Source organism: Streptomyces sp. BB1-1-1, assembly GCF_031597775.1.
GTDB lineage: Bacteria > Actinomycetota > Actinomycetes > Streptomycetales > Streptomycetaceae > Streptomyces > Streptomyces thinghirensis.
In genome coordinates this window covers 3618681-3644028 of sequence record NZ_CP134203.1, presented here as the reverse complement: position 1 = coordinate 3644028, position 25348 = coordinate 3618681, and the positions used below count along the sequence as shown (strand labels likewise).

General features: G+C 70.5%; 18 protein-coding genes and 1 pseudogene. 16 read left to right on the top strand and 3 right to left on the bottom strand.

Translation table 11 applies throughout. The features are described 5' to 3' along the window. Positions 1-9: 9 nt before the first annotated feature. From RI578_RS16690 to nuoN, 13 genes are read left to right on the top strand one after another with little or no spacing between them, the layout of a single operon-like run. A complete protein-coding gene (locus RI578_RS16690; protein ID WP_018528252.1) occupies positions 10-564 on the top strand; it encodes an NADH-quinone oxidoreductase subunit B family protein in 555 nt (184 codons plus the stop codon). Continuing rightward, the gene (locus tag RI578_RS16685) at positions 561-1316 is read left to right on the top strand and encodes an NADH-quinone oxidoreductase subunit C (protein WP_310871815.1); all 756 of its coding nucleotides are present in this window, start codon (positions 561-563) and stop codon (positions 1314-1316) included. The genes RI578_RS16690 and RI578_RS16685 overlap by 4 nt, the downstream gene beginning before the upstream one ends. Beyond that, positions 1313-2635, top strand: coding sequence for an NADH-quinone oxidoreductase subunit D (locus tag RI578_RS16680; protein ID WP_310871814.1), 1323 nt, complete (start codon positions 1313-1315; stop codon positions 2633-2635). The genes RI578_RS16685 and RI578_RS16680 overlap by 4 nt, the downstream gene beginning before the upstream one ends. Next, positions 2632-3504, top strand: a complete 873-nt coding sequence (nuoE, locus tag RI578_RS16675) for an NADH-quinone oxidoreductase subunit NuoE (protein WP_310871813.1) — start codon at positions 2632-2634, stop codon at positions 3502-3504. Before RI578_RS16680 ends, nuoE begins: the two co-directional genes overlap by 4 nt. Then, entirely contained in the window at positions 3501-4850 is a 1350-nt protein-coding gene (gene nuoF, locus RI578_RS16670) for an NADH-quinone oxidoreductase subunit NuoF (protein ID WP_310871812.1), read from the top strand. Before nuoE ends, nuoF begins: the two co-directional genes overlap by 4 nt. Beyond that, positions 4847-7351 carry an NADH-quinone oxidoreductase subunit G gene (locus RI578_RS16665; RefSeq protein WP_310871811.1) on the top strand — a complete coding sequence of 835 codons (2505 nt, stop codon included), beginning with the start codon at positions 4847-4849 and terminating at the stop codon, positions 7349-7351. The genes nuoF and RI578_RS16665 overlap by 4 nt, the downstream gene beginning before the upstream one ends. Next, complete coding sequence (gene nuoH, locus RI578_RS16660; protein WP_310871810.1) at positions 7348-8724, top strand: NADH-quinone oxidoreductase subunit NuoH; 1377 nt, start codon at positions 7348-7350, stop codon at positions 8722-8724. Before RI578_RS16665 ends, nuoH begins: the two co-directional genes overlap by 4 nt. Further along, a complete protein-coding gene (nuoI, locus tag RI578_RS16655) occupies positions 8717-9358 on the top strand; it encodes an NADH-quinone oxidoreductase subunit NuoI (protein WP_210958014.1) in 642 nt (213 codons plus the stop codon). Before nuoH ends, nuoI begins: the two co-directional genes overlap by 8 nt. Next, entirely contained in the window at positions 9355-10212 is an 858-nt protein-coding gene (locus tag RI578_RS16650; protein WP_310871809.1) for an NADH-quinone oxidoreductase subunit J, read from the top strand. The genes nuoI and RI578_RS16650 overlap by 4 nt, the downstream gene beginning before the upstream one ends. Beyond that, entirely contained in the window at positions 10209-10508 is a 300-nt protein-coding gene (gene nuoK / locus RI578_RS16645; RefSeq protein ID WP_003974374.1) for an NADH-quinone oxidoreductase subunit NuoK, read from the top strand. Before RI578_RS16650 ends, nuoK begins: the two co-directional genes overlap by 4 nt. A 14-nt stretch (positions 10509-10522) precedes the next feature. Next, on the top strand, positions 10523-12487 hold the full coding sequence (gene nuoL / locus RI578_RS16640; RefSeq protein ID WP_310871808.1) for an NADH-quinone oxidoreductase subunit L: 1965 nt from the start codon (positions 10523-10525) through the stop codon (positions 12485-12487). A 5-nt stretch (positions 12488-12492) separates the two neighbouring features. Next, complete coding sequence (locus tag RI578_RS16635) at positions 12493-14064, top strand: NADH-quinone oxidoreductase subunit M (RefSeq protein ID WP_210958011.1); 1572 nt, start codon at positions 12493-12495, stop codon at positions 14062-14064. Continuing rightward, the gene (gene nuoN, locus RI578_RS16630; protein WP_310871807.1) at positions 14061-15719 is read left to right on the top strand and encodes an NADH-quinone oxidoreductase subunit NuoN; all 1659 of its coding nucleotides are present in this window, start codon (positions 14061-14063) and stop codon (positions 15717-15719) included. The genes RI578_RS16635 and nuoN overlap by 4 nt, the downstream gene beginning before the upstream one ends. A gap of 78 nt (positions 15720-15797) precedes the next feature. On the opposite strand, the pseudogene RI578_RS16625 reads toward nuoN, so the two are convergent. Further along, a pseudogene (locus RI578_RS16625) lies at positions 15798-16145 on the bottom strand (Uma2 family endonuclease); the annotation flags it as partial. 204 nt (positions 16146-16349) lie between these two features. Between RI578_RS16625 and recQ the strand changes: the two are divergent. Continuing rightward, positions 16350-18371 carry a DNA helicase RecQ gene (gene recQ, locus RI578_RS16620; RefSeq protein WP_310871806.1) on the top strand — a complete coding sequence of 674 codons (2022 nt, stop codon included), beginning with the start codon at positions 16350-16352 and terminating at the stop codon, positions 18369-18371. 59 nt (positions 18372-18430) lie between these two features. Here the strand turns inward: recQ and RI578_RS16615 are convergent, their stop codons facing one another. Together RI578_RS16615 and fahA are read right to left on the bottom strand one after the other, a co-directional pair. After that, positions 18431-19369, bottom strand: coding sequence for a M56 family metallopeptidase (locus RI578_RS16615; RefSeq protein ID WP_310871805.1), 939 nt, complete (start codon positions 19367-19369; stop codon positions 18431-18433). Between the two features lie 275 nt (positions 19370-19644). Beyond that, on the bottom strand, positions 19645-20877 hold the full coding sequence (fahA, locus tag RI578_RS16610; RefSeq protein ID WP_310871804.1) for a fumarylacetoacetase: 1233 nt from the start codon (positions 20875-20877) through the stop codon (positions 19645-19647). A gap of 404 nt (positions 20878-21281) precedes the next feature. Here fahA and RI578_RS16605 point away from each other — a divergent pair, with 404 nt between their 5' ends. Together RI578_RS16605 and RI578_RS16600 are read left to right on the top strand one after the other, a co-directional pair. Then, positions 21282-22556, top strand: a complete 1275-nt coding sequence (locus RI578_RS16605; RefSeq protein WP_310871803.1) for a DegT/DnrJ/EryC1/StrS family aminotransferase — start codon at positions 21282-21284, stop codon at positions 22554-22556. Next, positions 22549-25269, top strand: a complete 2721-nt coding sequence (locus tag RI578_RS16600) for a lipopolysaccharide biosynthesis protein (RefSeq protein ID WP_310871802.1) — start codon at positions 22549-22551, stop codon at positions 25267-25269. The genes RI578_RS16605 and RI578_RS16600 overlap by 8 nt, the downstream gene beginning before the upstream one ends. The last annotated feature ends 79 nt before the right edge of the window (positions 25270-25348 follow it).

Below are 25348 nucleotides of genomic sequence, written 5' to 3'. Positions count from 1 at the left end.
GCCTTTGACATGGGACTCGAAGAAAAACTGCCGAGCGGCTTCCTGCTGACCACCGTCGAGCAGGCCGCGGGCTGGGTGCGCAAGTCGTCCGTCTTCCCCGCCACGTTCGGCCTCGCCTGCTGTGCCATCGAGATGATGACCACCGGCGCCGGCCGCTACGACCTGGCGCGCTTCGGCATGGAGGTCTTCCGCGGCTCACCGCGGCAGGCGGACCTGATGATCGTCGCGGGCCGGGTCAGCCAGAAGATGGCGCCGGTGCTGCGGCAGGTCTACGACCAGATGCCGAACCCGAAATGGGTGATCTCCATGGGGGTCTGCGCCTCCTCGGGCGGCATGTTCAACAACTACGCGATCGTCCAGGGCGTCGACCACATCGTCCCGGTCGACATCTATCTCCCCGGCTGCCCGCCGCGGCCCGAGATGCTGATGGACGCCATCCTCAAGCTCCACCAGAAGATCCAGAGCTCCAAGCTCGGAGTGAATGCCGAGGAGGCGGCCCGCGAGGCGGAGGAAGCGGCGCTCAAGGCCCTGCCCACGATCGAGATGAAGGGGCTGCTGCGGTGAGCGACGCGAACAACACGGCAGGTGACGCGAACGGGGTGAACCCCGAGAAGGACCTGTCCGCGGAGAACCTCCCCGGCCAGCGCGGTCAGGGCGGTGAGGAGATCCGCGTCCAGCGCGGAATGTTCGGCGCCGACAACGGCGGCGACACCTCCGGCTACGGCGGACTGGTCCGCTCCATCCGGCTCCCCGGGCCGGCGAGCAGGCCCTACGGCGGTTGGTTCGACGAGGTCGCCGACGAGCTCGAGGGCGCGCTGGAGGAGCAGGGGCTCCTGCCCGACAACGCCATCGAGAAGACGGTCGTCGACCGCGACGAGCTGACCTTCCACGTCGAGCGCGAGCACCTGGTCCGCGTCGCCCGCACCCTGCGAGACGACCCGGCCCTGCGCTTCGAGCTCTGCACCGGCGTCAGCGGCGTCCACTACCCGCACGACAAGGGACGCGAGCTGCACGCCGTCTACCACCTGCGCTCGATCACCCACAACCGGCTGATCCGCCTCGAAGTCAGCGCGCCCGACAGCGACCCGCACATCCCGTCGCTGGTCGTCGTCTATCCGACGAACGACTGGCACGAGCGCGAGACGTACGACTTCTTCGGCATCGTCTTCGACGGTCACCCGGCCCTGACACGGATCATGATGCCGGACGACTGGCAGGGCTTCCCGCAGCGCAAGGACTACCCCCTCGGCGGCATCCCCGTCGAGTACAAGGGCGCCCAGATCCCGGCTCCGGACCAGCGGAGGTCGTACTCGTGAGCACTTCGCACGCATCCCCTCGCGAGACCACCGAGGGCACCGTCTACACGGTCACCGGCGGCGACTGGGACGAGGTCGTCCAGTCCGCGGCCCGCGCCGACGACGAGCGCATCGTCGTCAACATGGGCCCCCAGCACCCGTCCACGCACGGCGTGCTCCGCCTGATCCTGGAGATCGACGGCGAGACGGTCACCGAGGCCCGCTGCGGCATCGGCTACCTGCACACCGGAATCGAGAAGAACCTCGAGTACCGGACCTGGACGCAGGGCACCACGTTCGTGACGCGCATGGACTACCTGACGTCGTTCTTCAACGAGACGGCGTACTGCCTGGGCGTCGAGAAGCTGCTCGGCATCGAGGACGAGATCCCGGACCGGGCCACGATCATCCGGGTCCTGCTGATGGAGCTGAACCGGCTCTCCTCGCACCTGGTGGCCATCGCCACCGGCGGCATGGAACTCGGCGCCACCACGATCATGATCTACGGCTTCCGTGATCGTGAACTCGTTCTCGACATCTACGAGCTGATCACCGGCCTGCGCATGAACCACGCGTTCATCCGCCCGGGCGGCCTCGCCCAGGACCTGCCGCCCGGGGCGGTGGACCACATCCGCGAGTTCGTGAAGAAGATGAAGAAGAACCTCCCGGAGTACGACAAGCTCGCCACCGGGAACCCCATCTTCAAGGCCCGTATGCAGGACGTCGGCTACCTCGACCTGGCCGGCTGCATGGCCCTCGGCGCCACCGGCCCGGTCATCAGGTCCACCGGCCTGCCGCACGACCTGCGCAAGGCCCAGCCGTACTGCGGCTACGAGACGTACGACTTCGACGTCCCGACCGCCGACACCTGCGACGCCTACGGCCGCTTCCTGATCCGGCTGGAGGAGATGCGCCAGTCGCTCCGGATCGTCGAGCAGTGCCTGGACCGGCTCCAGCCCGGCCCGGTCATGGTCGCCGAGAAGAAGATCGCCTGGCCCGCCCAGCTCGCCCTGGGACCGGACGGACTGGGCAACTCCCTCGACCACATCAAGAAGATCATGGGCACCTCCATGGAGGCCCTGATCCACCACTTCAAGCTGGTCACCGAGGGCTTCCGCGTGCCGCCGGGCCAGACCTACGCGGCGGTGGAATCGCCCAAGGGCGAGCTCGGGGTGCACGTCGTCTCCGACGGCGGCACCCGCCCCTTCCGGGTCCACTACCGCGATCCGTCCTTCACCAACCTTCAGGCCATGGCGGCGATGTGCGAGGGCGGCCAGGTCGCCGACGTCATCGTCGCCGTGGCGTCCCTCGACCCCGTGATGGGAGGCGTCGACCGGTGACCACCTCTTCTTCGGAGCGGGGCGTCAGCCTGGGCATGCCGGAACTGCCCGCGCCCGCCTACCCGGACGACGTCCGGGCCCGGCTGGAGACCGACGCGCGCGAGATCATCGCCCGCTACCCGGACTCCCGGTCCGCCCTCCTGCCGCTGCTGCACCTCGTGCAGTCGCAGGAGGGGCACGTCACGCGCACCGGCATGCGGTTCTGCGCGGACATGCTGGACCTCACCACGGCCGAGGTCACCGCGGTCGCCACCTTCTACACCATGTACCGGCGCAGGCCGAGCGGCGACTACCAGGTCGGCGTCTGCACCAACACGCTGTGCGCGGTCATGGGCGGCGACGCGATCTTCGAGTCCCTCCAGGAGCACCTCGGCGTCGGCAACGGTGAGACCACCGAGGACGGCAAGGTCACCCTGGAGCACATCGAGTGCAACGCGGCCTGCGACTTCGCACCGGTCGTGATGGTCAACTGGGAGTTCTTCGACGACCAGACCCCCGCGAGCGCCCGTCGCCTCGTCGACGACCTGCGCGCGGGACGGCCGGTGACGCCCACGCGCGGTGCGCCGATCTGCACCTTCAAGGAGACCGCCCGGATCCTGGCGGGCTTCCCCGACGAGCGGGACGGCGCCGTCGCGGCCGGCGGCAGCGCGGGTCCCGCCTCTCTGGCCGGCCTGAAGCTGGCCAAGGGCGAGGCGTCCGCCGCGCGCGTGGTGCACCCGCGGGACGGCGGGCCGCACGACGGGCCGCAGGACCGGGCCGTGCACGACCCGTCCCCGACGGAACACCTGAGCTCGCACGACGCGCCGCAGGACACATCGGCCTCCGACCCCGCCAACCCGGCAGGGCCTACCGCCGAGGAGGGGGAGTGATGACCGTGGCAGCCGAGATCAAGGGCACCAGCCCGGAGAAGCTGCTCGCACCCGTGCTGTCGGCCTTCTGGGACGAGGACGAGTCCTGGACTCTGGACGTCTACCGGAGGCACGAGGGGTACGAGGGGCTCCGCAAGGCGCTGGCGATGTCGCCGGACGACCTGATCGCGTACGTCAAGGACTCCGGTCTGCGCGGACGCGGCGGCGCGGGGTTCCCGACGGGGATGAAGTGGCAGTTCATTCCCCAGGGGGACGGCAAGCCTCACTATCTAGTTGTCAACGCCGACGAGTCGGAGCCGGGGACCTGCAAGGACATCCCGCTCCTCTTCGCGAACCCGCACAGCCTCATCGAGGGCATCGTCATCGCGTGTTACGCCATCAGGTCTTCGCATGCCTTCATCTACCTGCGTGGTGAAGTCGTCCCAGTGCTGCGGCGGTTGCACGAGGCCGTGCGCGAGGCCTACGCGGCCGGCTTCCTCGGCGAGAACATCCTGGGCAGCGGACTCGACCTCACACTCACCGTGCACGCGGGCGCGGGCGCGTACATCTGCGGTGAGGAGACCGCGCTGCTCGACTCGCTCGAAGGCCGCCGGGGTCAACCGCGGCTCCGTCCCCCCTTCCCTGCTGTGGCAGGGCTCTATGCCTGCCCGACTGTGGTGAATAACGTCGAGTCGATCGCATCGGTTCCCGCGATCCTGAACAAGGGCAAGGACTGGTTCAGGTCGATGGGCAGCGAGAAGTCCCCGGGCTTCACGCTCTACTCCCTCAGCGGCCACGTCGCGGGCCCCGGCCAGTACGAGGCCCCGCTCGGTATCACGCTGCGCCAGCTCCTCGACATGAGCGGCGGCATGCGCCCCGGTCACCGGCTGAAGTTCTGGACACCGGGCGGCTCCTCGACGCCGATGTTCACCGACGAGCACCTCGACGTCCCTCTCGACTACGAAGGAGTGGGCGCCGCGGGTTCCATGCTCGGCACGAAGGCACTCCAGTGCTTCGACGAGACGACCTGCGTCGTGCGGGCCGTCACCCGCTGGACCGAGTTCTACGCGCACGAGTCCTGCGGCAAGTGCACGCCGTGCCGCGAAGGCACGTACTGGCTCGTCCAGTTGCTGCGCGACATCGAGGCCGGCAAGGGCTCGATGAGCGACCTCGACAAGCTGAACGACATCGCCGACAACATCAACGGCAAGTCCTTCTGCGCCCTCGGCGACGGTGCCGCCTCGCCGATCTTCTCCTCGCTCAAGTACTTCCGCGAGGAGTACGAGCAGCACATCACGGGCCGCGGCTGCCCCTTCGACCCGGCCAAGTCGACGGCCTGGGCCGACCGCACGGAGGTGAACGCATGACCGTGACCACGAATGCTCCCTCGGGAGGGGGAGAGGCGGCGGTCCCGCCGGAGGACCTCGTCTCGCTGACGATCGACGGCGCCGAGATCAGCGTGCCCAAGGGCACCCTGGTCATCCGGGCCGCCGAACAGCTCGGCATCGAGATCCCCCGGTTCTGCGACCACCCCCTCCTCGACCCGGCCGGCGCCTGCCGCCAGTGCATCGTCGAGGTCGAGGGCCAGCGCAAGCCCATGGCGTCGTGCACCATCACCTGCACCGACGGCATGGTGGTGAAGACGCACCTCACCTCGCCCGTCGCCGAGAAGGCCCAGCACGGTGTGATGGAGCTGCTGCTCATCAACCACCCGCTGGACTGCCCGGTCTGCGACAAGGGCGGCGAGTGCCCGCTGCAGAACCAGGCCATGTCGCACGGCCAGTCCGACTCCCGCTTCGAGGGCAAGAAGCGGACCTACGAGAAGCCCGTGCCGATCTCCACGCAGGTGCTGCTCGACCGCGAGCGGTGCGTGCTGTGCGCCCGCTGCACCCGGTTCTCCAACCAGGTCGCGGGCGACCCGATGATCGAGCTGATCGAGCGGGGCGCGCTCCAGCAGGTCGGCACCGGCGAGGGCGACCCCTTCGAGTCGTACTTCTCGGGCAACACCATCCAGATCTGCCCGGTCGGCGCGCTCACCTCGGCGGCGTACCGGTTCCGCTCCCGCCCCTTCGACCTGATCTCCTCGCCGTCCGTCTGCGAGCACTGCTCCGGCGGCTGCGCGACCCGCACCGACCACCGGCGCGGCAAGGTCATGCGGCGCCTCGCGGCCGACGAGCCCGAGGTCAACGAGGAGTGGATCTGCGACAAGGGTCGCTTCGGGTTCCGGTACGCGCAGCAGCGGGACCGGCTGACGACGCCCCTGGTGCGCAACGCCGAGGGCGAGCTGGAGCCGGCCTCCTGGCCGGAGGCCCTGCAGATCGCCGCGCAGGGACTGCTCGCCTCGAAGGGCCGGACCGGTGTCCTGACCGGCGGGCGGCTCACGGTGGAGGACGCCTACGCGTACAGCAAGTTCGCGCGCGTGGCGCTGGACACCAACGACATCGACTTCCGCGCGCGCGTGCACAGCACCGAGGAGGCCGACTTCCTGGCCTCCCGGATCGCCGGACGCGGCCGGGACCTCGACGGCACGGGGGTCACGTACACCGCGCTGGAGAAGGCGCCCGCCGTCCTGCTGGTCGGGTTCGAGGCCGAGGAGGAGGCGCCCGGCGTCTTCCTGCGGCTGCGCAAGGCCTGGCGCAAGCACGGGCAGAAGGTCTTCTCACTGGCCACGCACGCCACGCGGGGCCTGGAGAAGGCCGGTGGCACGCTGCTGCCCGCCGCTCCCGGCACCGAGACCGAGTGGCTGGACGCGCTCGCGAGCGGCGTCGGCCTGGAGACCGGTGGTGCCCAGGCCGCCGAGGCGCTGCGCGCCGAAGGTGCCGTGATCGTCGTCGGCGAGCGCCTGGCGTCCGTGGCCGGTGGCCTCACCTCCGCCGTACGGACCGCCTCCGCGACCGGCGCCCGGCTGGTGTGGATCCCGCGCCGGGCCGGGGAGCGCGGCGCGATCGAGGCGGGTGCGCTGCCGTCGCTGCTGCCGGGCGGGCGTCCGGCGACCGACCCGCGCGCGCGTGAGGAGGTCGCCGCCGTCTGGGGGCTGGCCGACCTGCCGCACCGCTACGGCCGTGACACCGGCGAGATCGTCGAGGCCGCGGCCCGGGGCGAGCTCCAGGCCCTGCTGGTGGCGGGCGTCGAGGTCGCCGACCTGCCTGATCCGGCACGCGCGCGTGCGGCACTCGCCGAGGCCGGCTTCGTGGTGTCCCTGGAGCTGCGGCCCAGGGAGGTCACCGAACTCGCCGACGTCGTCCTGCCCGTCGCCGCGGTCGCCGAGAAGGCCGGGACCTTCCTGAACTGGGAGGGCCGGGCGCGCCTCTTCGAGGCGGCGCTCAAGCCCGATCAGATGACCCGCCGACTCGCACCCGCCGACGCCCGCGTACTCCAGATGCTGGCCGACGCCATGGACGTGCACCTGGGCCTGCCGGATCTGCGCACCACGCGCGCGGAGATCGACCGGCTCGGTGCCTGGGACGGGCCGCGGGCCGGCGAACCGCTGGGGACCGCGAGCGCGCTGCCGCGGCCGGCCGCCGGAGAGGCCGTACTGGCCGGGCACCGGCTGCTGCTCGACCAGGGCCTCCTCCAGCAGGGCGACGAGGCGCTCGCCGGCACCCGGCACGCCGCACGCGCGCGCGTGTCGGTCGCCACGGCCGCCGAGGCGGGCGTCAAGGACGGCGACCTCCTGGCCGTGACCGGCCCCGCCGGGGTCGTCGAATTCCCGCTGCAGATCACCGAGATGCCCGACCGGGTGGTCTGGCTCCCGCTGAACTCGGCCGGCACCGGCGTCGCCTCCGACGCCGGGGTGCTGCCCGGAACCCTCGTCCGCATCGGACCGGCGACGCTCGCGGGCGTAGCCCCCAAGGAGGTGGAGGCATGAGCCCGTACCTCGCCGCTGAAGACCTCTCGATGTTCGGCACCGACCCCTGGTGGCTGGTGCTCATCAAGGCGGTGTTCTGCTTCGCCTTCCTGATGGTGACGGTGCTGTTCTCCATCGTGTGGGAGCGCAAGGTCGTCGCCTGGATGCAGCTTCGCATCGGCCCCAACCGGCACGGCCCCTGGGGCATGCTCCAGTCCCTCGCCGACGGCATCAAGCTGATGCTCAAGGAAGACGTCATCGTCAAGCGCGCCGACAAGGTGGTGTACGTCCTCGCGCCGATCGTCGCGGCCATCCCGGCTTTCATGGCGATCGCGGTGATCCCCTTCGGGCCGGCCGGCAACGAGATCTCGATCTTCGGCCAGCGCACCACCATGCAGCTCACCGACCTGCCGATCGCGTTGCTGTACATCCTCGCGGTCGCCTCGATCGGCATCTACGGCATGGTGCTGGCAGGTTGGAGCTCCGGCTCGACCTATCCGCTGCTCGGCGGGCTGCGCTCCTGCGCGCAGATGATCTCTTACGAGATCGCGATGGGCGCCGCCTTCGCCTCGGTGTTCCTCTACTCGGGATCGATGTCGACCTCGGCGATCGTCGAGCAGCAGAACGACCGCTGGTACATCGTGCTGCTGCCGGTCTCCTTCATCATCTACATCGTCACCATGGTCGGCGAGACCAACCGCGCCCCCTTCGACATGCCCGAGTCCGAGGGCGACCTCGTGGGCGGCTTCAACACCGAGTACTCGTCGATCAAGTTCGCGATGTTCATGCTCGCCGAGTACGTGAACATGGTGACGGTCTCGGCGGTCGCCATCACGCTCTTCCTCGGCGGCTGGCGGGCTCCCTGGCCGATCAGCACCTTCTGGGAGGGCGCCAACCACGGCTGGTGGCCGCTGCTCTGGTTCGTGCTCAAGGTCCAGTTGCTCTTGTTCTTCTTCATCTGGCTGCGCGGCACGCTTCCCCGGGTCCGCTACGACCAGCTGATGAAGCTCGGCTGGAAGGTCCTCATCCCGGTCTCGCTGGCCTGGCTGATGCTGGTCGCGACCGTGCGGGCGCTGCGGAACGAGAACTACGACTTCGCCGACATCGCCCTCTACATCGGCGGCGGTGTCCTGGCTCTGCTGCTGCTGTCCTTCGTCGTGGACATGTTCCGCGAGAAGGGCAAGAAGGCCGAGGCCCCTGCCGAGGAACCGGCCGCCTTCGACCCGATGGCCGGCGGATTCCCCGTACCGCCGATGCCCGGACAGGAGTTGCCGCCGGTGCCGCGACGCCGTCCGCGCCGGGAGCGGGAGCTGATTGTCAGTGGTGGACCCGATACTCAGAGTGACGGATCTCTGGGCGGATCTACGGATGGAAAGGAGGCGTCCGATGGCTGAGGAACCCAAGGAGACCGACCCCGGTTTCATGAACCCCGTGGCCGGCTTCGGCGTGACCTTCAAGGCCATGTTCAAGAAGCGGCTGACCGAGCAGTATCCGGAGCAGCAGAAGACCACCGCTCCGCGCTTCCACGGACGGCACCAGCTCAACCGCCATCCGGACGGCCTGGAGAAGTGCGTCGGCTGCGAGCTGTGCGCCTGGGCGTGTCCCGCCGACGCCATCTACGTGGAGGGCGCGGACAACACCGACGAGGAGCGCTACTCGCCGGGCGAGCGGTACGGCCGCGTCTACCAGATCAACTACGCCCGCTGCATCCTGTGCGGCCTGTGCATCGAGGCGTGCCCCACGCGCGCGCTGACGATGACCAACGAGTTCGAGCTGGCCGACTCCAGCCGCGCCAACCTCATCTTCACCAAGGAGCAGCTGCTCGCCGGCCTGGAGGAGGGCATGGTCGACTCGCCCCACGCCATCTATCCGGGCACGGACGAGCAGGACTACTACCGGGGTCTGGTCACCGAGGCCGCGCCCGGCACCGAGCAGCAGGTCGCCCACTCCGAGGGAGAGGTCGTCCAGGAGGCCGACTCGACCTTCGGCGGCACCGAACCGGCGTCGGAGGAGGTGATCCGCCGATGACCGAGCAGCTCGCCGCCGCGGCGACTCTCTCCGCCGGCACCTCCACCGGAGAGGCCGTCCAGTTCTGGATCCTCGGCACGGTCGCGGTGATCGGCGCCCTGTGCACCGTCTTCATGAAGAAGGCCGTGCACAGCGCGCTCTGCCTCGCCGGAACCATGATCGTCCTGGCGGTGTTCTACCTCGCCAACGGCGCCTATTTCCTCGGCGTGGTGCAGATCATCGTCTACACCGGCGCGATCATGATGCTGTTCCTCTTCGTGGTGATGCTCGTCGGTGTCACCGCGGCGGACTCCCTGAAGGAGACCATCAAGGGACAGCGCTGGCTGGCCCTGCTGTCCGGGCTCGGCTTCGGCATCCTGTTGATCGCCGGTATCGGAAACGCGTCCGTCACGGAGTTCAGCGGCCTGGCCCAGGCGAACGCGAACGGCAACGTGGAGGGCATCGCGTCCCTCATCTTCACCAAGTACGTCTTCGCCTTCGAGATCACCGGCGCCCTGCTCATCACGGCCGCCGTCGGCGCCATGGTCCTCACCCACCGCGAGCGCACCGAACGGGCGGCGACCCAGCGTGAACTGGCCGAGCGGCGCGTCCGCGAGGGCAAGCAGCTGCCGCCCCTCCCGGCGCCCGGCGTGTACGCCCGGCACAACGCGGTCGACATCGCGGGCCTGCTGCCCGACGGCACCCCGTCCGAACTCACCGTCAGCAAGACGCTGCGCGAGCGGGGTCAGATCCGCGACGTCTCGATGCAGGCGCTGAGCGACCTGAAGGCGCTGGAGCGGCGGGCCGAGGAGCGCCTCGAGCGCAAGGCGGTCGAGCCGGGCAACTCCGAGCGGTCCGAGGAGGCGTCGAAGTGAACCCCGTCAACTACCTCTACCTCGCGGCCCTGCTGTTCACGATCGGCGCCACCGGCGTGCTGATCAGGCGCAACGCGATCGTGGTCTTCATGTGCATCGAGCTGATGCTCAACGCCTGCAACCTCGCGTTCGTCGCCTTCTCCCGCATGCACGGCAACCTCGACGGCCAGATCATCGCCTTCTTCACGATGGTCGTCGCCGCCGCGGAGGTCGTGGTCGGGCTCGCGATCATCGTGTCCCTGTTCCGTTCCCGCCACTCGGCCTCGGTCGACGACGCCAGCCTGATGAAGCTGTGAGGGGTCGCTGAATCGTGGAGAATCTGATTGCGCTGCTGGTGGCGGCGCCTTTGCTCGGAGCGGCGGTCCTGCTGTGCGGCGGACGCCGACTGGACGCCGTAGGCCATTGGATCGGCACGGTGCTGGCCGCCACGTCCTTCGTGATCGGCGCCGTCCTCTTCGCCGACATGCTCGGCGCCGGCGCCGAGGACCGCACCCTGACGCAGCACCTGTTCAGCTGGATGCCGGTGGAGGGATTCCAGGCCGACGTCGCCTTCCGCCTCGACCAGTTGTCGATGACGTTCGTCCTGCTGATCACCGGCGTCGGCTCGCTCATCCATCTGTACTCGGTCGCGTACATGGAGCACGACGAGCGCCGCCGCCGCTTCTTCGGCTATCTGAACCTGTTCCTCGCGGCGATGCTGCTGCTCGTCCTCGCCGACAACTACCTGCTGCTCTACGTCGGCTGGGAGGGCGTCGGTCTCGCCTCCTACCTGCTGATCGGCTTCTGGCAGCACAAGCCCAGCGCCGCCACCGCCGCGAAGAAGGCCTTCCTGGTCAACCGCGTCGGCGACATGGGCCTGTCCATCGCGATCATGCTGATGTTCCTGTGGTTCGGCACCTTCGCCTTCGGGCCGGTGCTCGGCGGCCACGGGGAGGCCGGACTCGCCGGATCGGCGGACGAGGGCAAGCTGACCGCGATCGCGCTGATGCTGCTCCTCGCCGCCTGCGGCAAGTCCGCCCAGGTACCGCTGCAGTCCTGGCTCGGGGACGCGATGGAGGGCCCGACTCCGGTCTCCGCCCTCATCCACGCCGCGACCATGGTGACGGCGGGCGTGTACCTGATCGTCCGCTCCGGCGCCATCTTCAACGGCGCGCCCGACGCGCAGTTGGTCGTCACCATCGTCGGCGCGGTCACGCTGCTGTTCGGTGCGATCGTCGGTTGCGCCAAGGACGACATCAAGAAGGCGCTGGCCGGCTCGACCATGTCGCAGATCGGCTACATGGTGCTGGCGGCCGGTCTCGGCCCGATCGGCTACGTCTTCGCGATCATGCACCTGGTGACGCACGGCTTCTTCAAGGCCGGGCTGTTCCTCGGCGCCGGCTCGGTCATGCACGGCATGAACGACGAGGTCGACATGCGCCGCTACGGCGGACTGCGGAAGTACATGCCGGTCACGTTCATCACCTTCGGCCTCGGCTATCTCGCCATCATCGGCTTCCCGGGTCTGTCCGGCTTCTTCTCCAAGGACAAGATCATCGAGTCGGCGTTCGCCAAGGGCGGCACCGAGGGCTGGATCCTCGGCGGCGTGGCCCTGCTGGGCGCGGCCATCACGGCGTACTACATGACGCGCGTGATGCTGATGACGTTCTTCGGCGAGGAGCGCTGGCGCAAGGCCCCGACGCCGTCGCCGGCCGAGCCCGACGTGGAGCCGGCCGCCGAGACACGCGGCGAGTACACCCCGCCGCACCCGCACGAGTCGCCGAAGACCATGACGATCCCGATGATCGTGCTGGCCGTCGGCTCGGTGTTCGGCGGCGCGTTCTTCAGCATCGGCGACCGCTTCGTGCACTGGCTGGAGCCCATCACCGGGCATGACCACGGCCACGCGCCGATCAGCGCCCTGACGGTCACGATCTCCACGGTCGCCGTGATGGTGATCGGCGTCGCGGCCGCCTGGGCGCAGTACGGCCGCCGTCCCGTCCCGGCCGTCGCCCCGCGCGGGTCGCTGCTCACCCGGGCCGCCCGGCGCGACCTGCTCCAGGACGACTTCAACCACGTCGTCCTGGTCCGCGGCGGGGAGCACCTCACGCGCTCCCTGGTCTACGTCGACCACACCCTGGTCGACGGGGTCGTCAACGGCACGGCGGCCTCGGTCGGCGGCCTGTCCGGGCGGATGCGCAAGCTGCAGAACGGCTTCGCGCGCTCGTACGCGGTCTCGATGTTCGGCGGTGCGGCGGTCCTCGTCGCCGCGACCCTGCTGATGAGGGCGGTCTGATACCGATGTCCTTTCCCCTGCTGACAGTCACGGCGGCCCTGCCGGCCGTCGGGGCGATCGCGACGGCAGCCGTGCCGGCCACGAAACGCACCGCGGCCAAGTGGCTGGCGCTGCTGGTCTCGCTGGCCACGCTCGCGCTGGCGATCACGATCCTGGTCCGGTTCGACCCCGGCGGCGACCGCTACCAGCTCACCGAGTCCCACTCCTGGATCGCGGAGTTCGGCGTCCGGTACGAGCTGGGCGTGGACGGCATCGCGGTGGCGCTGATCGCGCTGACCGCCCTGCTGATCCCGTTCATCATCCTGGCGGGCTGGCACGACGCCGACCCGCTGGAGACCGGCAGCACCAGGTGGCGGCCTACGCAGGGCTTCTTCGCCCTGATCCTGGCCGTCGAGGCGATGGTGATCATCTCCTTCGAGGCCACCGACGTCTTCCTCTTCTACATCTTCTTCGAAGCCATGCTGATCCCGATGTACTTCCTCATCGGCGGCTTCGGGGACCGGGCCCACGAGCACGGTGAGAAGACGGCGGCGACGCAGCGTTCGTACGCCGCCGTGAAGTTCCTCCTCTACAACCTGGCCGGCGGCCTGATCATGCTGGCCGCGGTGATCGGGCTCTACGTGGTCGCCGGGAACTTCTCCCTCACCGAGATCGCCGAGGCACGGGCGAGCGGCGAGCTGACCATGTCGACCAGCACGGAACGCTGGCTGTTCCTCGGCTTCTTCTTCGCCTTCGCGGTGAAGGCACCGCTGTGGCCGCTGCACACCTGGCTGCCCAACGCCATGCAGGAGTCGACCGCCCCGGTCGCCGTGCTCATCACGGCGGTCGTCGACAAGGTCGGCACCTTCGCGATGCTCCGCTTCTGCCTCCAGCTCTTCCCGGAGGCGAGCAAGTGGGCGACGCCGGTCGTCCTCGTCCTCGCGGTCATCAGCATCATCTACGGGGCGCTGCTCGCGGTCGGCCAGCGCGACATCAAGCGGCTGATCGCCTACGCGTCGATCTCGCACTTCGGCTTCATCATCATGGGCATCTTCGCGATGACCAGTCAGGGCCAGTCCGGCGCGACGCTCTACATGGTCAACCACGGCATCTCGACCGCCGTGCTGATGCTGATCGCCGGATTCCTGATCTCGCGGCGCGGCTCGCGGCTCATCGCCGACTACGGCGGAGTGCAGAAGGTCGCCCCGGTGCTCGCCGGCACCTTCCTGATCGGCGGTCTGGCGACCCTCTCCCTGCCGGGCCTCGCGCCCTTCATCAGTGAGTTCCTGGTCCTGGTCGGCACGTTCACGCGCTACCCGGTGATCGGCATCATCGCCACCTTCGGCATCGTGCTCGCCGCGCTCTACACCCTCGTCCTCTACCAGCGGACGATGACGGGCCCGGTGAAGCCAGAGGTGTCCGCGATGCCCGACCTGCGGGTGCGTGAGCTGGTGGTCGTGGCGCCGCTGGTAGCGCTGCTGATCTTCCTGGGCGTCTTCCCGAAGCCCCTCACGGACATCGTCAACCCCGCGGTGGAGCAGACCATGTCCGACGTACACAAGAAGGACCCCCAGCCTGAGGTGGAGGCGGCCAAGTGAGCGCAACAGCCGTCCACAGCCTGTGGACAACGGCGGCAACGGCGGCCGACCCGATCGGGAAGATCGACGCGCCGAAGATCGAGTACGGGCAGCTGTCGCCCGTCCTCATCGTCCTCGGCGCGGCGATCATCGGAATCCTGATCGAGGCCTTCGTGCCGCGCCGGTTCCGCTACTACGTACAGACGTTCATGTCCGCCGTCGCGCTCGTCGCCGCCTTCGCCGCGGTCGTCGCGCTCGCGGCGGGCGGATACGGCACGACCAAGGCGGGCATCGCGGCGATGGGCGCCATCGCCGTCGACGGACCGGCCCTGTTCCTTCAGGGCACCATCCTGCTGGCGAGCCTGGTCGGCCTCTTCACCTTCGCCGAGCGGCGGCTCGACCCGGACGTGCACGGCAACCGCGTCGACTCCTTCGCCGCCCAGGCGGCGTCCGTACCGGGCAGCGAGAGCGAGAAGAAGGCGGTCAAGGCCGGCTTCACCACCACGGAGGTGTTCCCGCTCCTCCTCTTCGCCGTCGCAGGCATGCTGGTTTTCCCGGCGGCCAACGACCTGCTGACGCTCTTCGTGGCCCTGGAGGTCTTCTCCCTTCCCCTCTACCTGCTGTGCGCGCTGGCCCGCCGCAAGCGGCTGATGTCGCAGGAGGCGGCGGTCAAGTACTTCCTGCTCGGCGCCTTCGCCTCCGCCTTCACCCTGTTCGGCATCGCCCTGCTCTACGGCTACGCGGGCTCGATGTCGTACGGCACGATCGCGCAGGTCGTCGACGGCACCGTGCAGAACGTCACCCCGGCGCTCGCCGACACCATGGGCAACGACGCGCTGCTCCTGGTCGGGTCCGCGCTGATCGTCATGGGCCTGCTGTTCAAGGTGGGCGCGGTGCCGTTCCACATGTGGACGCCGGACGTGTACCAGGGCGCGCCGACGCCGGTGACCGGCTTCATGGCGGCGGCGACCAAGGTGGCGGCCTTCGGCGCCCTGCTCCGCATCCTCTACGTCGTCCTGCCCGGCCTGCGCTGGGACTGGCGGCCGGTGATGTGGGCCGTGGCGATCGTCACCATGCTGGCCGGCGCGATCGTCGCGATCACGCAGACCGACATCAAGCGGCTGCTGGCGTACTCGTCGATCGCGCACGCGGGCTTCATCCTCGCCGGTGTCATCGCGACCACGCCGGACGGCATCTCGTCCGTCCTCTTCTACCTGGCCGCGTACTCGTTCGTCACGATCGGCGCCTTCGCGGTCGTGACCCTGGTGCGCGACGCGGGCGGTGAGGCGACCCACCTGTCGAAGTGGGCCGGGCTCGGACGCAGGTCACCGCTGGTGGCGGCCGTGTTCGCGGTGTTCCTGCTGGCCTTCGCGGGCATCCCGCTCACCTCCGGCTTCTCCGGCAAGTTCGCCGTCTTCAAGGCGGCGGCGGAGGGCGGCGCGGCACCGCTGGTCGTGATCGGTGTGATCTCGTCCGCGATCGCGGCGTTCTTCTACATCCGTGTGATCGTGCTGATGTTCTTCAGCGAGCCGAGGCCGGAGGGCCCGACCGTCGCGGTGCCGTCACCGCTGACGATGACGGCGATCGGCGTCGGAGTGGCGGTCACGGTGGTGCTCGGTGTGGCGCCGCAGTACTTCCTGGACCTGGCGGGACAGGCGGGGGTGTTCGTGCGCTGACGCGGCGCTCGCCGGTACGGAGACGGCGGCGGCCCGGCACCCTCGGGGTGCGGGGCCGCCGCCGCGTCTGTCCAGGGGCTACTCGCCGCCGCGACGGGCCTTGATGGCGGTCAGGTCCAGGTCCATCGGGAAGGGCGCGCTCACCTTCATGCGCTCACGGAAGATGCCGACGCCGACGTAGGTGCCGGTGGTGGGCTCCAGCTCGAAGGCGTGGACGACGGCGAGGCCCTTCTCGTTCTCCACTCGCCAGTAGTGCGCGATGCCCGCCCGGGCGTACTTCAGGGGCTTGGTCTCGCGGTCGCGGGAGACGGAGTCCGGTGAGACGACCTCCACGGTCAGTACGACGGCTGATGCCGGGACCCGGGTCTGGTTGGAACTCGTCAGTGTTTCTTGCCGCAGTATCAGCACGTCCGGCTCCGGCCTGTTCTAGTGAGACCTCGGTTGCCACTCTTGTGAGTTCCCAGTGATAGGAGTGTCGGATGCCACTTCGGGCTATCGGCTCGTGACGATCGGCGACGGGTGAAGCCTGTGGATAACTCCGGAGCTGTCGGCGCGGGCCCCTATCGTTGAGGCAGTGGTCGGGACAGGACGGACCAGACGGGCGAGGCAGGACGTACGGGGGACGGGACGATGGGCGGGACGGGCGTGATCGGCGAGATGGCAGAGGCGACACAGACCAGGGGCGTGGACAGCGAGGCGCTGGCCACGCTGCACCGGGTCTTCGGGTACGAGGCCTTCCGTGGCGAGCAGGAGGCGGTCGTCGACCATGTGGTGGCGGGCGGTGACGCCGTCGTGCTCATGCCGACCGGCGGCGGCAAGTCGCTGTGCTACCAGATTCCGTCCCTGGTCCGGCCCGGCACGGGCATCGTGGTCTCGCCGCTGATCGCGCTGATGCAGGACCAGGTGGACGCGCTGCGGGCGCTCGGCGTGCGGGCCGGGTTCATGAACTCCACGCAGGACTTCGACGAGCGGCGCGTGGTGGAGGCCGAGTTCCTCGCCGGCGAGCTGGACCTGCTGTACCTGGCCCCCGAGCGGCTGCGGCTGGAGGGCACCCTCGACCTGCTCTCCCGGGGCAAGATCTCCCTCTTCGCGATCGACGAGGCGCACTGCGTCTCGCAGTGGGGCCACGACTTCCGGCCCGACTACCTCGCCCTGTCCCTGCTCGGCGAGCGCTGGCCGGACGTGCCCCGGCTCGCGCTCACGGCGACGGCCACGCACGCGACGCACCGCGAGATCACCGAGCGGTTGAACATGCCGGCGGCGCGGCACTTCGTGGCGAGCTTCGACCGGCCCAACATCCAGTACCGGGTCGTGCCGAAGTCCGACCCCAAGAAGCAGCTGCTGCACTTCCTGCGCGAGGAGCACCCCGGCGACGCGGGCATCGTGTACTGCCTCTCGCGCAACTCCGTCGACAAGACCGCCGAGTTCCTGTCGAGCAACGGCATCGAGGCCGTGCCGTACCACGCGGGCCTGGACGCGGGCACCCGAGCCGCGCACCAGTCCCGGTTCCTCCGGGAGGAGGGCCTGGTGGTCGTGGCGACCATCGCCTTCGGCATGGGCATCGACAAGCCGGACGTGCGATTCGTCGCTCACCTGGACCTTCCCAAGTCGGTCGAGGGCTACTACCAGGAGACCGGCCGCGCCGGGCGGGACGGCCTGCCGTCGACGGCCTGGATGGCGTACGGCCTCAACGACGTCGTACAGCAGCGCAAACTGATCCAGTCCGGCGAGGGCGACGAGGCGTTCCGCCGCCGGGCCCAGTCCCACCTGGACGCGATGCTCGCCCTGTGCGAGACCGCCCAGTGCCGCCGCGGCCAGCTCCTCGCCTACTTCGGGCAGGACCCGGACCCGGCCGGCTGCGGCAACTGCGACACCTGCGTCACGCCCCCGGAGACCTGGGACGGCACGGTCCCGGCACAGAAGGTGCTGTCGACGGTGGTGCGGCTGAAGCGGGAGCGCGGGCAGAAGTTCGGCGCGGGGCAGATCATCGACATCCTGCTGGGCAAGCGCACCGCCAAGGTGATCCAGTTCGACCACGACCAGCTCTCCGTGTTCGGCATCGGCGAGGAGCTGACCGAGGGGGAGTGGCGGGGCGTCGCCCGGCAGCTGCTGGCCCAGGGACTCCTCGCGGTCGAGGGCGAGTACGGAACGCTGGTGCTGACCGAGACCAGCGGGTCGGTGCTGCGCCGGGAGCGGGAGGTGCCGCTGCGCAAGGAGCCCAAGAAGCCGGCCACGGCTCGGTCGGCAGGCGGCGGACGGGGGGACCGCAAGCCCAAGGCCGCCGCGGTCGAACTGCCCGAGGAACTGCTCCCCGCCTTCGAGGCCCTGCGCGCCTGGCGCGCGGAGCAGGCCCGCGAGCAGGGCGTTCCGGCGTACGTCATCTTCCACGACGCCACGCTCCGGGAGATCGCCACCGCCTGGCCCACCTCGATCGGGCAGCTCGGAGGCATCAGCGGGGTCGGCGAGAAGAAGCTGGCGACGTACGGGGAGGGCGTCCTCGCGGTGCTGGCGGAGCTGAACGGACCGGCCGCGGCCACGGCGCCCGTACCGGGCCGCCCGTCGGCCGGATCGGGCTCCGGTGCTGATTCTGGTTCCGGCGTGGACGACTGGCCCGAACACGAGCCGGAGCCCGAGCCCGACGACTGGATATAGGCGACGAACGACGAGCGACGGGTGGCGAGCGACGAGCGACGGGCGCGCGACACCGCTCCCTACGCCAGCGCCGTCAGGCCCGGGGCGAAGGTGATCAGCAGCGGGAGGAGGGGGACCAGAGCGGCTGTCGCCGTGGTCAGGGCCCTGTGCCGGGGGAGCAGGCGGGGCGGGGGTTCCAGGAGGCGGTCGACCCGTTCGCCGAGAAGCCGGTGGCTGGAGGAGCAGGACAGGACACCGCGGTGCTGGTTCAGCTCGATCAGGGCCAGTGCCGTGGTCAGGTGGCCGCAGCGGCGGGAGGCGGTGTCGTCGGCGGCGAGTTCGACCAGGCGGTGGGTCTGGTCGCAGAAGTGGGCGAACAGCGGGACCCGCGGGAAGCCGGTGGCCAGGGCGCTGGACAGGTGCAGCAGCCAGTCGTGGCGGGCCCGGGCGTGGCCCCGCTCGTGGGTGAGGACGGCGTCGATCTGATGGTCGGTGAGGCGCTGCAGGGCACCGGTGGTGACGATCAGCTGGGGCGGGTTGCCGGGCATCCACCAGGCGTCCGGGTACTCGTCCTCCAGGACCAGCAGCGGGCCGCGGGCGGCGGGGAGTCCGGCGGGCAGGTCGGGGGCGCGTTCGCGCAGGTGGGCGCGTGACTGGGCGCGCCGTCGGCGGGCCTCGACGAGTTCGCGGGCGAGCATGGCGGTCGTCCAGGCGGCGCCGCCGGCCAGCAGGAGGGTGAGGGCGGCCGCCCACGGCGGGCCGGCGGAGAGGTTGTAGGCCGCGGTCACCGCCGGTGGCGCAGGCGCGAAGAGCTGGGCGCGCACGGTGCCGAAGACGGCGGCGGCGCCGAGGACGAGGGCCGTCAGACAGCACAACAGGACGGTGGCGACCAGGCACTGCCACACCCAGAGCGCGACCACGGGATCCCGCTCGGGCCACGCGGAACGGGTCAGCGCGCGCGGCACCGGTACCGCGGCGGTCACGGCGACGACGAACAGCAGGAGCAGGCAGACGGTCATGCCACGGGCTCCGGATCCTGGTCGGAAGGGCGGCTCTGGCTGTGCTGGGCTGTGCTGGGCTGTGGTGCGGACAGTGGTGCGTCTGGGGTGTGTCCGGGGTGTCTCTGGGGTGCGACTGCGGTCGGGCCGGCGTGACGATGCTCGCCGCGCGGGCGCGGACGTGCCGCACACACCGCCCGACGCCAGTATGACGGTGCCGGGCGGCGTGAGTCAGGCCCCGACGGGCAATGGATCCGAGTGCGCGGAAATCGCGGGAGTCGCGGGAGTCGCGGTGGTTACCGTCCGGTCCGTGGCGGGACCACCTGGCCGGTCACCTCGCCCAGCCCTACCCGGGTGCCGCCCGGCCCCGGTGCCCAGGCCGCCAGGGTCACCACGTCCCCGTCCTCCAGGAACGTCCGCTTGCCGTCCGGGAGTTCAAGGGGATCGCGTCCGTTCCAGGTCAGCTCCAGCAGGGACCCGCGCTCCCGGTCGGCCGGACCGCTCACCGTGCCGGAGCCGTAGAGGTCGCCGGTGCGCAGGGAGGCGCCGTTGACGGTCATGTGGGCCAGTTGCTGGGCGGCCGTCCAGTACATGGAGGAGAACGGCGGCTCGGAGACGACGTGGCCGTTGACGGAGACGGAGATCCGCAGGTCGTAACCTCCGGGTTCGTCGAGTTCCCCGTCCGTGTCGTCGAGGTAGGGCAGCAGTTCGTGCGTGCGCTCCGGCGGGGCCACCCGTGCCTCCTCCAGGGCGTCCAGCGGTGTGATCCAGGCCGACACCGAGGTGGTGAAGGACTTGCCGAGGAACGGGCCGAGGGGGACGTACTCCCAGGCCTGGACGTCCCGCGCGGACCAGTCGTTGAGCAGGCAGAGTCCGAAGACGTGCTCGCGGAAGTCGCCGAGCGCCACCGGGCTGCCCAGCTCGGACGGCACGCCCACCACGAAGCCGACCTCGGCCTCGATGTCGAGGCGGACGGACGGGCCGAAGACGGGAGCGGCGTCGGTGGGGGCCTTGCGCTGCCCGGACGGCCGTACGACGTCCGTGCCGGACACGACCACCGTGCCGGAGCGGCCGTGGTAGCCGATGGGTAGGTGTTTCCAGTTGGGGGTGAGGGAGTCGGCGGCGTCGGGGCGGAAGATCTGGCCGACGTTCCGGGCGTGGTTCTCGGAGGCGTAGAAGTCGACGTAGTCCGCGACCTCGAAGGGCAGGTGCAGCGTCACCGAGGAGAGGGGGTGGAAGAGGGGTTCCAGGGTTGCGCGGTGGGCGGGGACCGTCACCCAGGCCGTCAGCGCGCGCCGTACGTCGGACCAGGCGGTGCGGCCGGCCGCCAGCAGCGGGTTCAGGGTGGGCCGTGCGAGCAGGGAGGCGTACGGCGATCCGAGTGCGTGGGCCGCCGCGCCGGCGTCGAGGACGTGGTCGCCGAGCCGGACGCCCACCGTCCGCTCCTGCGTGCCGGGGATCGAGAACACGCCGTACGGAAGGTTGTGCGGGCCGAAGGGGTCGCCCTCGGGGACATCGAAGGGGGGCATCGGGTGCTGCCTCGCTTTCGTGCTCGCCATGTGCGCCGTGCGCGCCGGGTGCGCCACGTGGTTCGTGGTCGGGCCACACGTTACGGGTGACATACCGGTCTTGGGCAGTGCGTCGGGAGGTGGCGGTGCGTGGCGGGGGAGGCGCGTTCAGGTGTGCTGACGTGCGGGGAGTGGTCCGGGCGCCCGTGCGTGGAGGTGGGGGAGTGACCGGTGGGGAGGCTCCTCCGTCGCCCGCGTACGCCCGCGCGAACGGCCGGGGATGTGGCGCTCCGCTTCCGGTTGTGTGCGGGAAGTTGTCCACAGGCCGGTACGCAATCTTGACGGAGCGGTGCGAACGGGGCGACTCTGGGCGGGTGCCGGAAGGCCTCGGGGAGGGGGCTTTCGATGGCACACCAGGGGGGCGGATGGCCATTGGGGAGGCCGGTCCGGGTTCGGTGCGGGATGGTTCGCAGCCGAGGAAGCGGCTGGAAGAGACCATGCGCAGCCGACTCGGCCGAGAATGCGTGTACGTACCGTCATGCCGTTTCGGGTTGTACGCGGCACTGCGTCACTGGTGCCCGCCGGGCGGCCGGGTGCTGATGTCGCCGGTCAACGACGACGTCATCTTCTTCGTCGTGCTCGCGGCCGGACTGCGGCCGGTGCAGGCGCCGTTGAATCCGTCGGACGCGTCCATCGACATCGATGCCGTGCCCGCGGAGGTGTGGGGTTCGCTGTCCGCCGTAGTGACGACCAACCTGTACGGCAACCCGGACCCGGCGCCCGGACTGCGGGCCCGTTGCGACGCGTTGGGCATCCCGTTGTTCGAGGACGCGGCGCACGCCATCGGCAGCGAGGTGGGCGGGCGGCCGGTCGGCTCTTGGGGGGATGCCTCCGTTTTCAGCCTGTCCAAGCACGTCGGTGCCAAGGCCGGGGGAATCCTCGCGGTCGCCGACCCGGGGCTGCGGGACGCGCTGGCGAAGGCCTGCGACGACCTGCTGCTGCCGCGCCGCACCACGGCCGAACTCGCCTACGCCGTACGGCCGTACGCGGAGGCCGCCGTGCGCGGGCTGCGGCTGCGGCGGACCGCCTGGGCCGCGATGCGGCTGCTGGGGCTGATGGAGCGGGAGGAGATCCGGATGCCGCTGCGTCCGGAGGAGCTGACCCGCGCGGTCGCCTCGGCCTCCGACCTCGACGCCCGGGACTCCCTCGACGCCCACGACCCCTGGGTCCGCGTCGACATGCACGACTACCGGCTGCGCGCCGGCCGGTTCCGGCTCGGGCGCATCGGACGCGGGCTCGACCGGCTGGACGACGTACTCGCCGACTGCCGTGCGGGTACGGAGCTGCTGCTGTCGACGCGTTGGGCGAATCCGGCCGGGTGGGAGGGGGCGAGGAGCCGATCACCGAACGCCGCGCAGCCCTTGTTCCGCGTGCCGTTGCTCGTGGCGGACCGGGACGCGGCGGTGCGGGCGCTGGCCCGGCGCGGCATCGTCGTCGGCTACCTCTACGATCCGCCGCTGGACGACTACGCGGGCGCCGCCTTCACCGACCCGTCACCCTCTCCGGAGGGGGCGCGCTGGTTCGCGCGGCACGCGCTGCCCGTGGATCCGCTGCGCGCCCGTGCGGCCGTCGCCGCGCTGGAGGAGTCCGGAGTACGACCGGCCGAGGCACCCGAAGGGCTGGTTCCGACCGGTGGCTGAGACCCAGGTGCACGAGACCGCGGCGGCACCCGCGGGCGGTGGCCCGACGCCGTCCGGGAGCGGGCACGGAGGCGACTCGCTCTTCAAGAACGCCTATTTCCTGATGCTCAGCACCGGCGTCTCCGCCGTGCTCGGCCTCGGCTTCTGGCTCGTGGCCGCCCGCTACTACTCGGAGGAGGCCGTCGGGCAGGGCTCCGCCGCCATCGCCGCCATGCGGCTGCTCGCCAGCATCACGGCGACCACGATGATCGGCGCCGTGGTCCGCTTCGTACCGCGGGCCGGCCGCGCGACCGGGCCGCTGGTGTGGCGGGCGTACGCGGCCAGTTCGGTGGTCGTCGCCGTGGCCGCCGTCGTCTTCCTGCTCACCCTCGACCTGTGGGGCGCTTCGTACGCCCCGCTGGGCACCGCCGAGGCGGGGGCGCTGTTCGTCGCGGCGTGCGTGGCCTGGGCGCTGCTCACCCTCCAGGACGGCGTGCTGACCGGGCTGCGCAAGGCGGAGTGGGTGCCCGCCGGGAACGCGGTGTTCTCGGTCGGGAAGCTGATCCTGCTGGCCCTCTTCGCCACCACGCTGCCGGTGCTCGGCATCTTCGTGTCCTGGGCCGTGGCCATCGCCTTCTCCACCCTGCCGCTCGGCTGGCTGATCTTCCGCAGACTCATCCCGCGCCAGGCCGCCGCCGACCACGACGTGGAGCCGCCCAAGGTCCGTGAGATGGGCCGGTTCCTGGCCGGGGACTCGCTGGGCGCGGTGTTCAGCCTGGCGATGATCAACCTGCTCCCGGTGATGGTCGCGGTCAACTTCAGCGCCGCGGAGAACGGCTACTTCTACGTGGCGTACACCGTCGGCGGCACGATGGAGTTCATGGCCATCAACATGGCCTCCTCCCTCACCGCGCACGCCTCGCACGACCCGCGCCGCCTCGCCGACGGCGTCCGCGGGGCGCTGCGCCGCATGACGCTGTTGCTGGTGCCGGTGGTGCTCTTCCTGGTCGTCTTCGCGCCGCAGATCCTCGCGCCCTTCGACGAGGACTACGCCGAGCACGGTTCCACGGTGCTGCGGCTGCTGGCCATCGGGGCGCTGCCGAGGATCGTGGTCGAGCTGTACATCGGCGTGCTGCGCGTCCAGGGGCGTACCGGCGTGCTCGCCGCCGTGCAGGGCACCATGTGCGTCCTCGTGCTGGGCAGCGCGGCGATCCTGTTCAGCCCGGCCGGGATCGCGGGCGCCGGCTGGGCGGTGCTCGGCGGCATGACGGTGGTCGCCGTCGGCTGCGTGCCCGGCCTGCGGGCCACCCTGCGCGGCAGCGACGGAGCCGGTCGTTCCGGTGGGCCCCGGGGAACGGACGCCTCCGGTGGCCTCGGACTGCGGGGCGTTCGGAAGCCGGGGCCCGGCAACTCCTACGGCACCCACTGGGCCCGGTTGAACGCCACCGCCGGGTACGGCACGAGCTGGGCGCGGCGGGCGGCGTACGAGCACGGGCAGTCCGACGAGGCGCCACGGGACGACACCGTCGCCCTGTTCATAGGGCGTCCGGGGTACGAACGGGAGGCCCTGGAGGCGGACACCCTTGCGGTGATCGTCCGGCGGCCACGGAACCCGGACGCGGGGAGCGGGCTCCCGTCCGGCCAGGACCCGACGCCGGACTTGACCGACGCGAGCACTGGGTCTGATGCGTCTGCTGCGTCCGACGCGTCCGATGCGACCCATGAGGCAGACGCGGCCCACCTGCCCCACACGCCGCACGTGCCGCACGGCCTGCGGGTGCCCCAGGTGGCCGACGCGACCGACGTGCCCCAGGAGCCCCACACGACCGACGCGGACTCGGGCCCCGGCTCCCGCTCCCGCCCCGAAGGCGACGGCGACGGAGACGGCGACCACCGCCACGGCGACGCTGACGGCGCCTTCGCGGAGGGCGATGACGACGGCGGGATCGGGGCGATCCCCGAGCGGCTTCTGAGGCCTGCCCTGTGGCTGCTGCTCGGCGTCGCCACCATCGTCTTCCTGGTGGCGTTGCGCGACTTGCCGTGGCTGGGCGGCGCTTCAGAGGTCGGGGCCGAACTCACCGGGCAGGAGCTGTTGCGGGGGATTCCGCTGCCGGCACTGGTCGCCGGGGCCCTGATCCTCGTGGTGTTCGTGGCGGCCGTGACGTTGTGCGCCTCGCCCGACCCGTGGCTGCCCGGTGGCGCACTTGGCGCCGCCGTCCTGGCCCTGCACGCGGCGCCCGTGGCGCTCGGCCGGGAACCGGAGGCGGTCGGTGGGACGTTATACACCGAGACGGCCGGATTTCTTGCGGAAGCGGCGGGGCTCGACGGGCCAGGCCCACTGCTGCGCTGGACTCCGCTCGTCCTGCATTTGCTGTGTCTCGTACCGCTGTGGCTGCTGCTCGCTAAGGCGGGCGGCCGGCTGCCGTGGCAGGGACGCTGGGGGGTTCTGTATCTCGTCGCGGTGGGGGGTTGGGTCTGGCGTCAGGAGCTCGCGCCGATCGCGCCGCCTCTCCTCCTGCTGCTCGTCCTCGTCGTCCTGCTCCTGTCCCTGCGCCGCCCGTCCTTCATGACGGACGCGACGGACGCGACGGACGCGACGGAAACGACGAGCGCGACGGACGCGACGGGCCTGACGGACGCGACGGCCTTGACGGGCGCGATCGACGCGGTCGGCAAGACAGCTATGACGGAGCCCCCGCACCACACCAGACCGAACGGCATGTCCAGGGACTGATCAAGCACAGAGCCGAATCGCCAGGGGGGAACCGTCGTGCGTCCGCCAGCAACTCCACGGGAGAGATCCGCACCAGAGC

Coding starts and splice junctions, on each gene's coding strand:
- RI578_RS16690 (WP_018528252.1), top strand. CDS start 10: ATGGGACTCGAAGAAAAACTGCCGAGCGGCTTCCTGCTGACCACCGTC.
- RI578_RS16665 (WP_310871811.1), top strand. CDS start 4,847: ATGACCGTGACCACGAATGCTCCCTCGGGAGGGGGAGAGGCGGCGGTC.
- nuoH (WP_310871810.1), top strand. CDS start 7,348: ATGAGCCCGTACCTCGCCGCTGAAGACCTCTCGATGTTCGGCACCGAC.
- nuoI (WP_210958014.1), top strand. CDS start 8,717: ATGGCTGAGGAACCCAAGGAGACCGACCCCGGTTTCATGAACCCCGTG.
- RI578_RS16650 (WP_310871809.1), top strand. CDS start 9,355: ATGACCGAGCAGCTCGCCGCCGCGGCGACTCTCTCCGCCGGCACCTCC.
- RI578_RS16635 (WP_210958011.1), top strand. CDS start 12,493: ATGTCCTTTCCCCTGCTGACAGTCACGGCGGCCCTGCCGGCCGTCGGG.
- recQ (WP_310871806.1), top strand. CDS start 16,350: ATGGGCGGGACGGGCGTGATCGGCGAGATGGCAGAGGCGACACAGACC.
- RI578_RS16615 (WP_310871805.1), bottom strand. CDS start 19,369: ATGACCGTCTGCCTGCTCCTGCTGTTCGTCGTCGCCGTGACCGCCGCG.
- fahA (WP_310871804.1), bottom strand. CDS start 20,877: ATGCCCCCCTTCGATGTCCCCGAGGGCGACCCCTTCGGCCCGCACAAC.
- RI578_RS16605 (WP_310871803.1), top strand. CDS start 21,282: ATGGCCATTGGGGAGGCCGGTCCGGGTTCGGTGCGGGATGGTTCGCAG.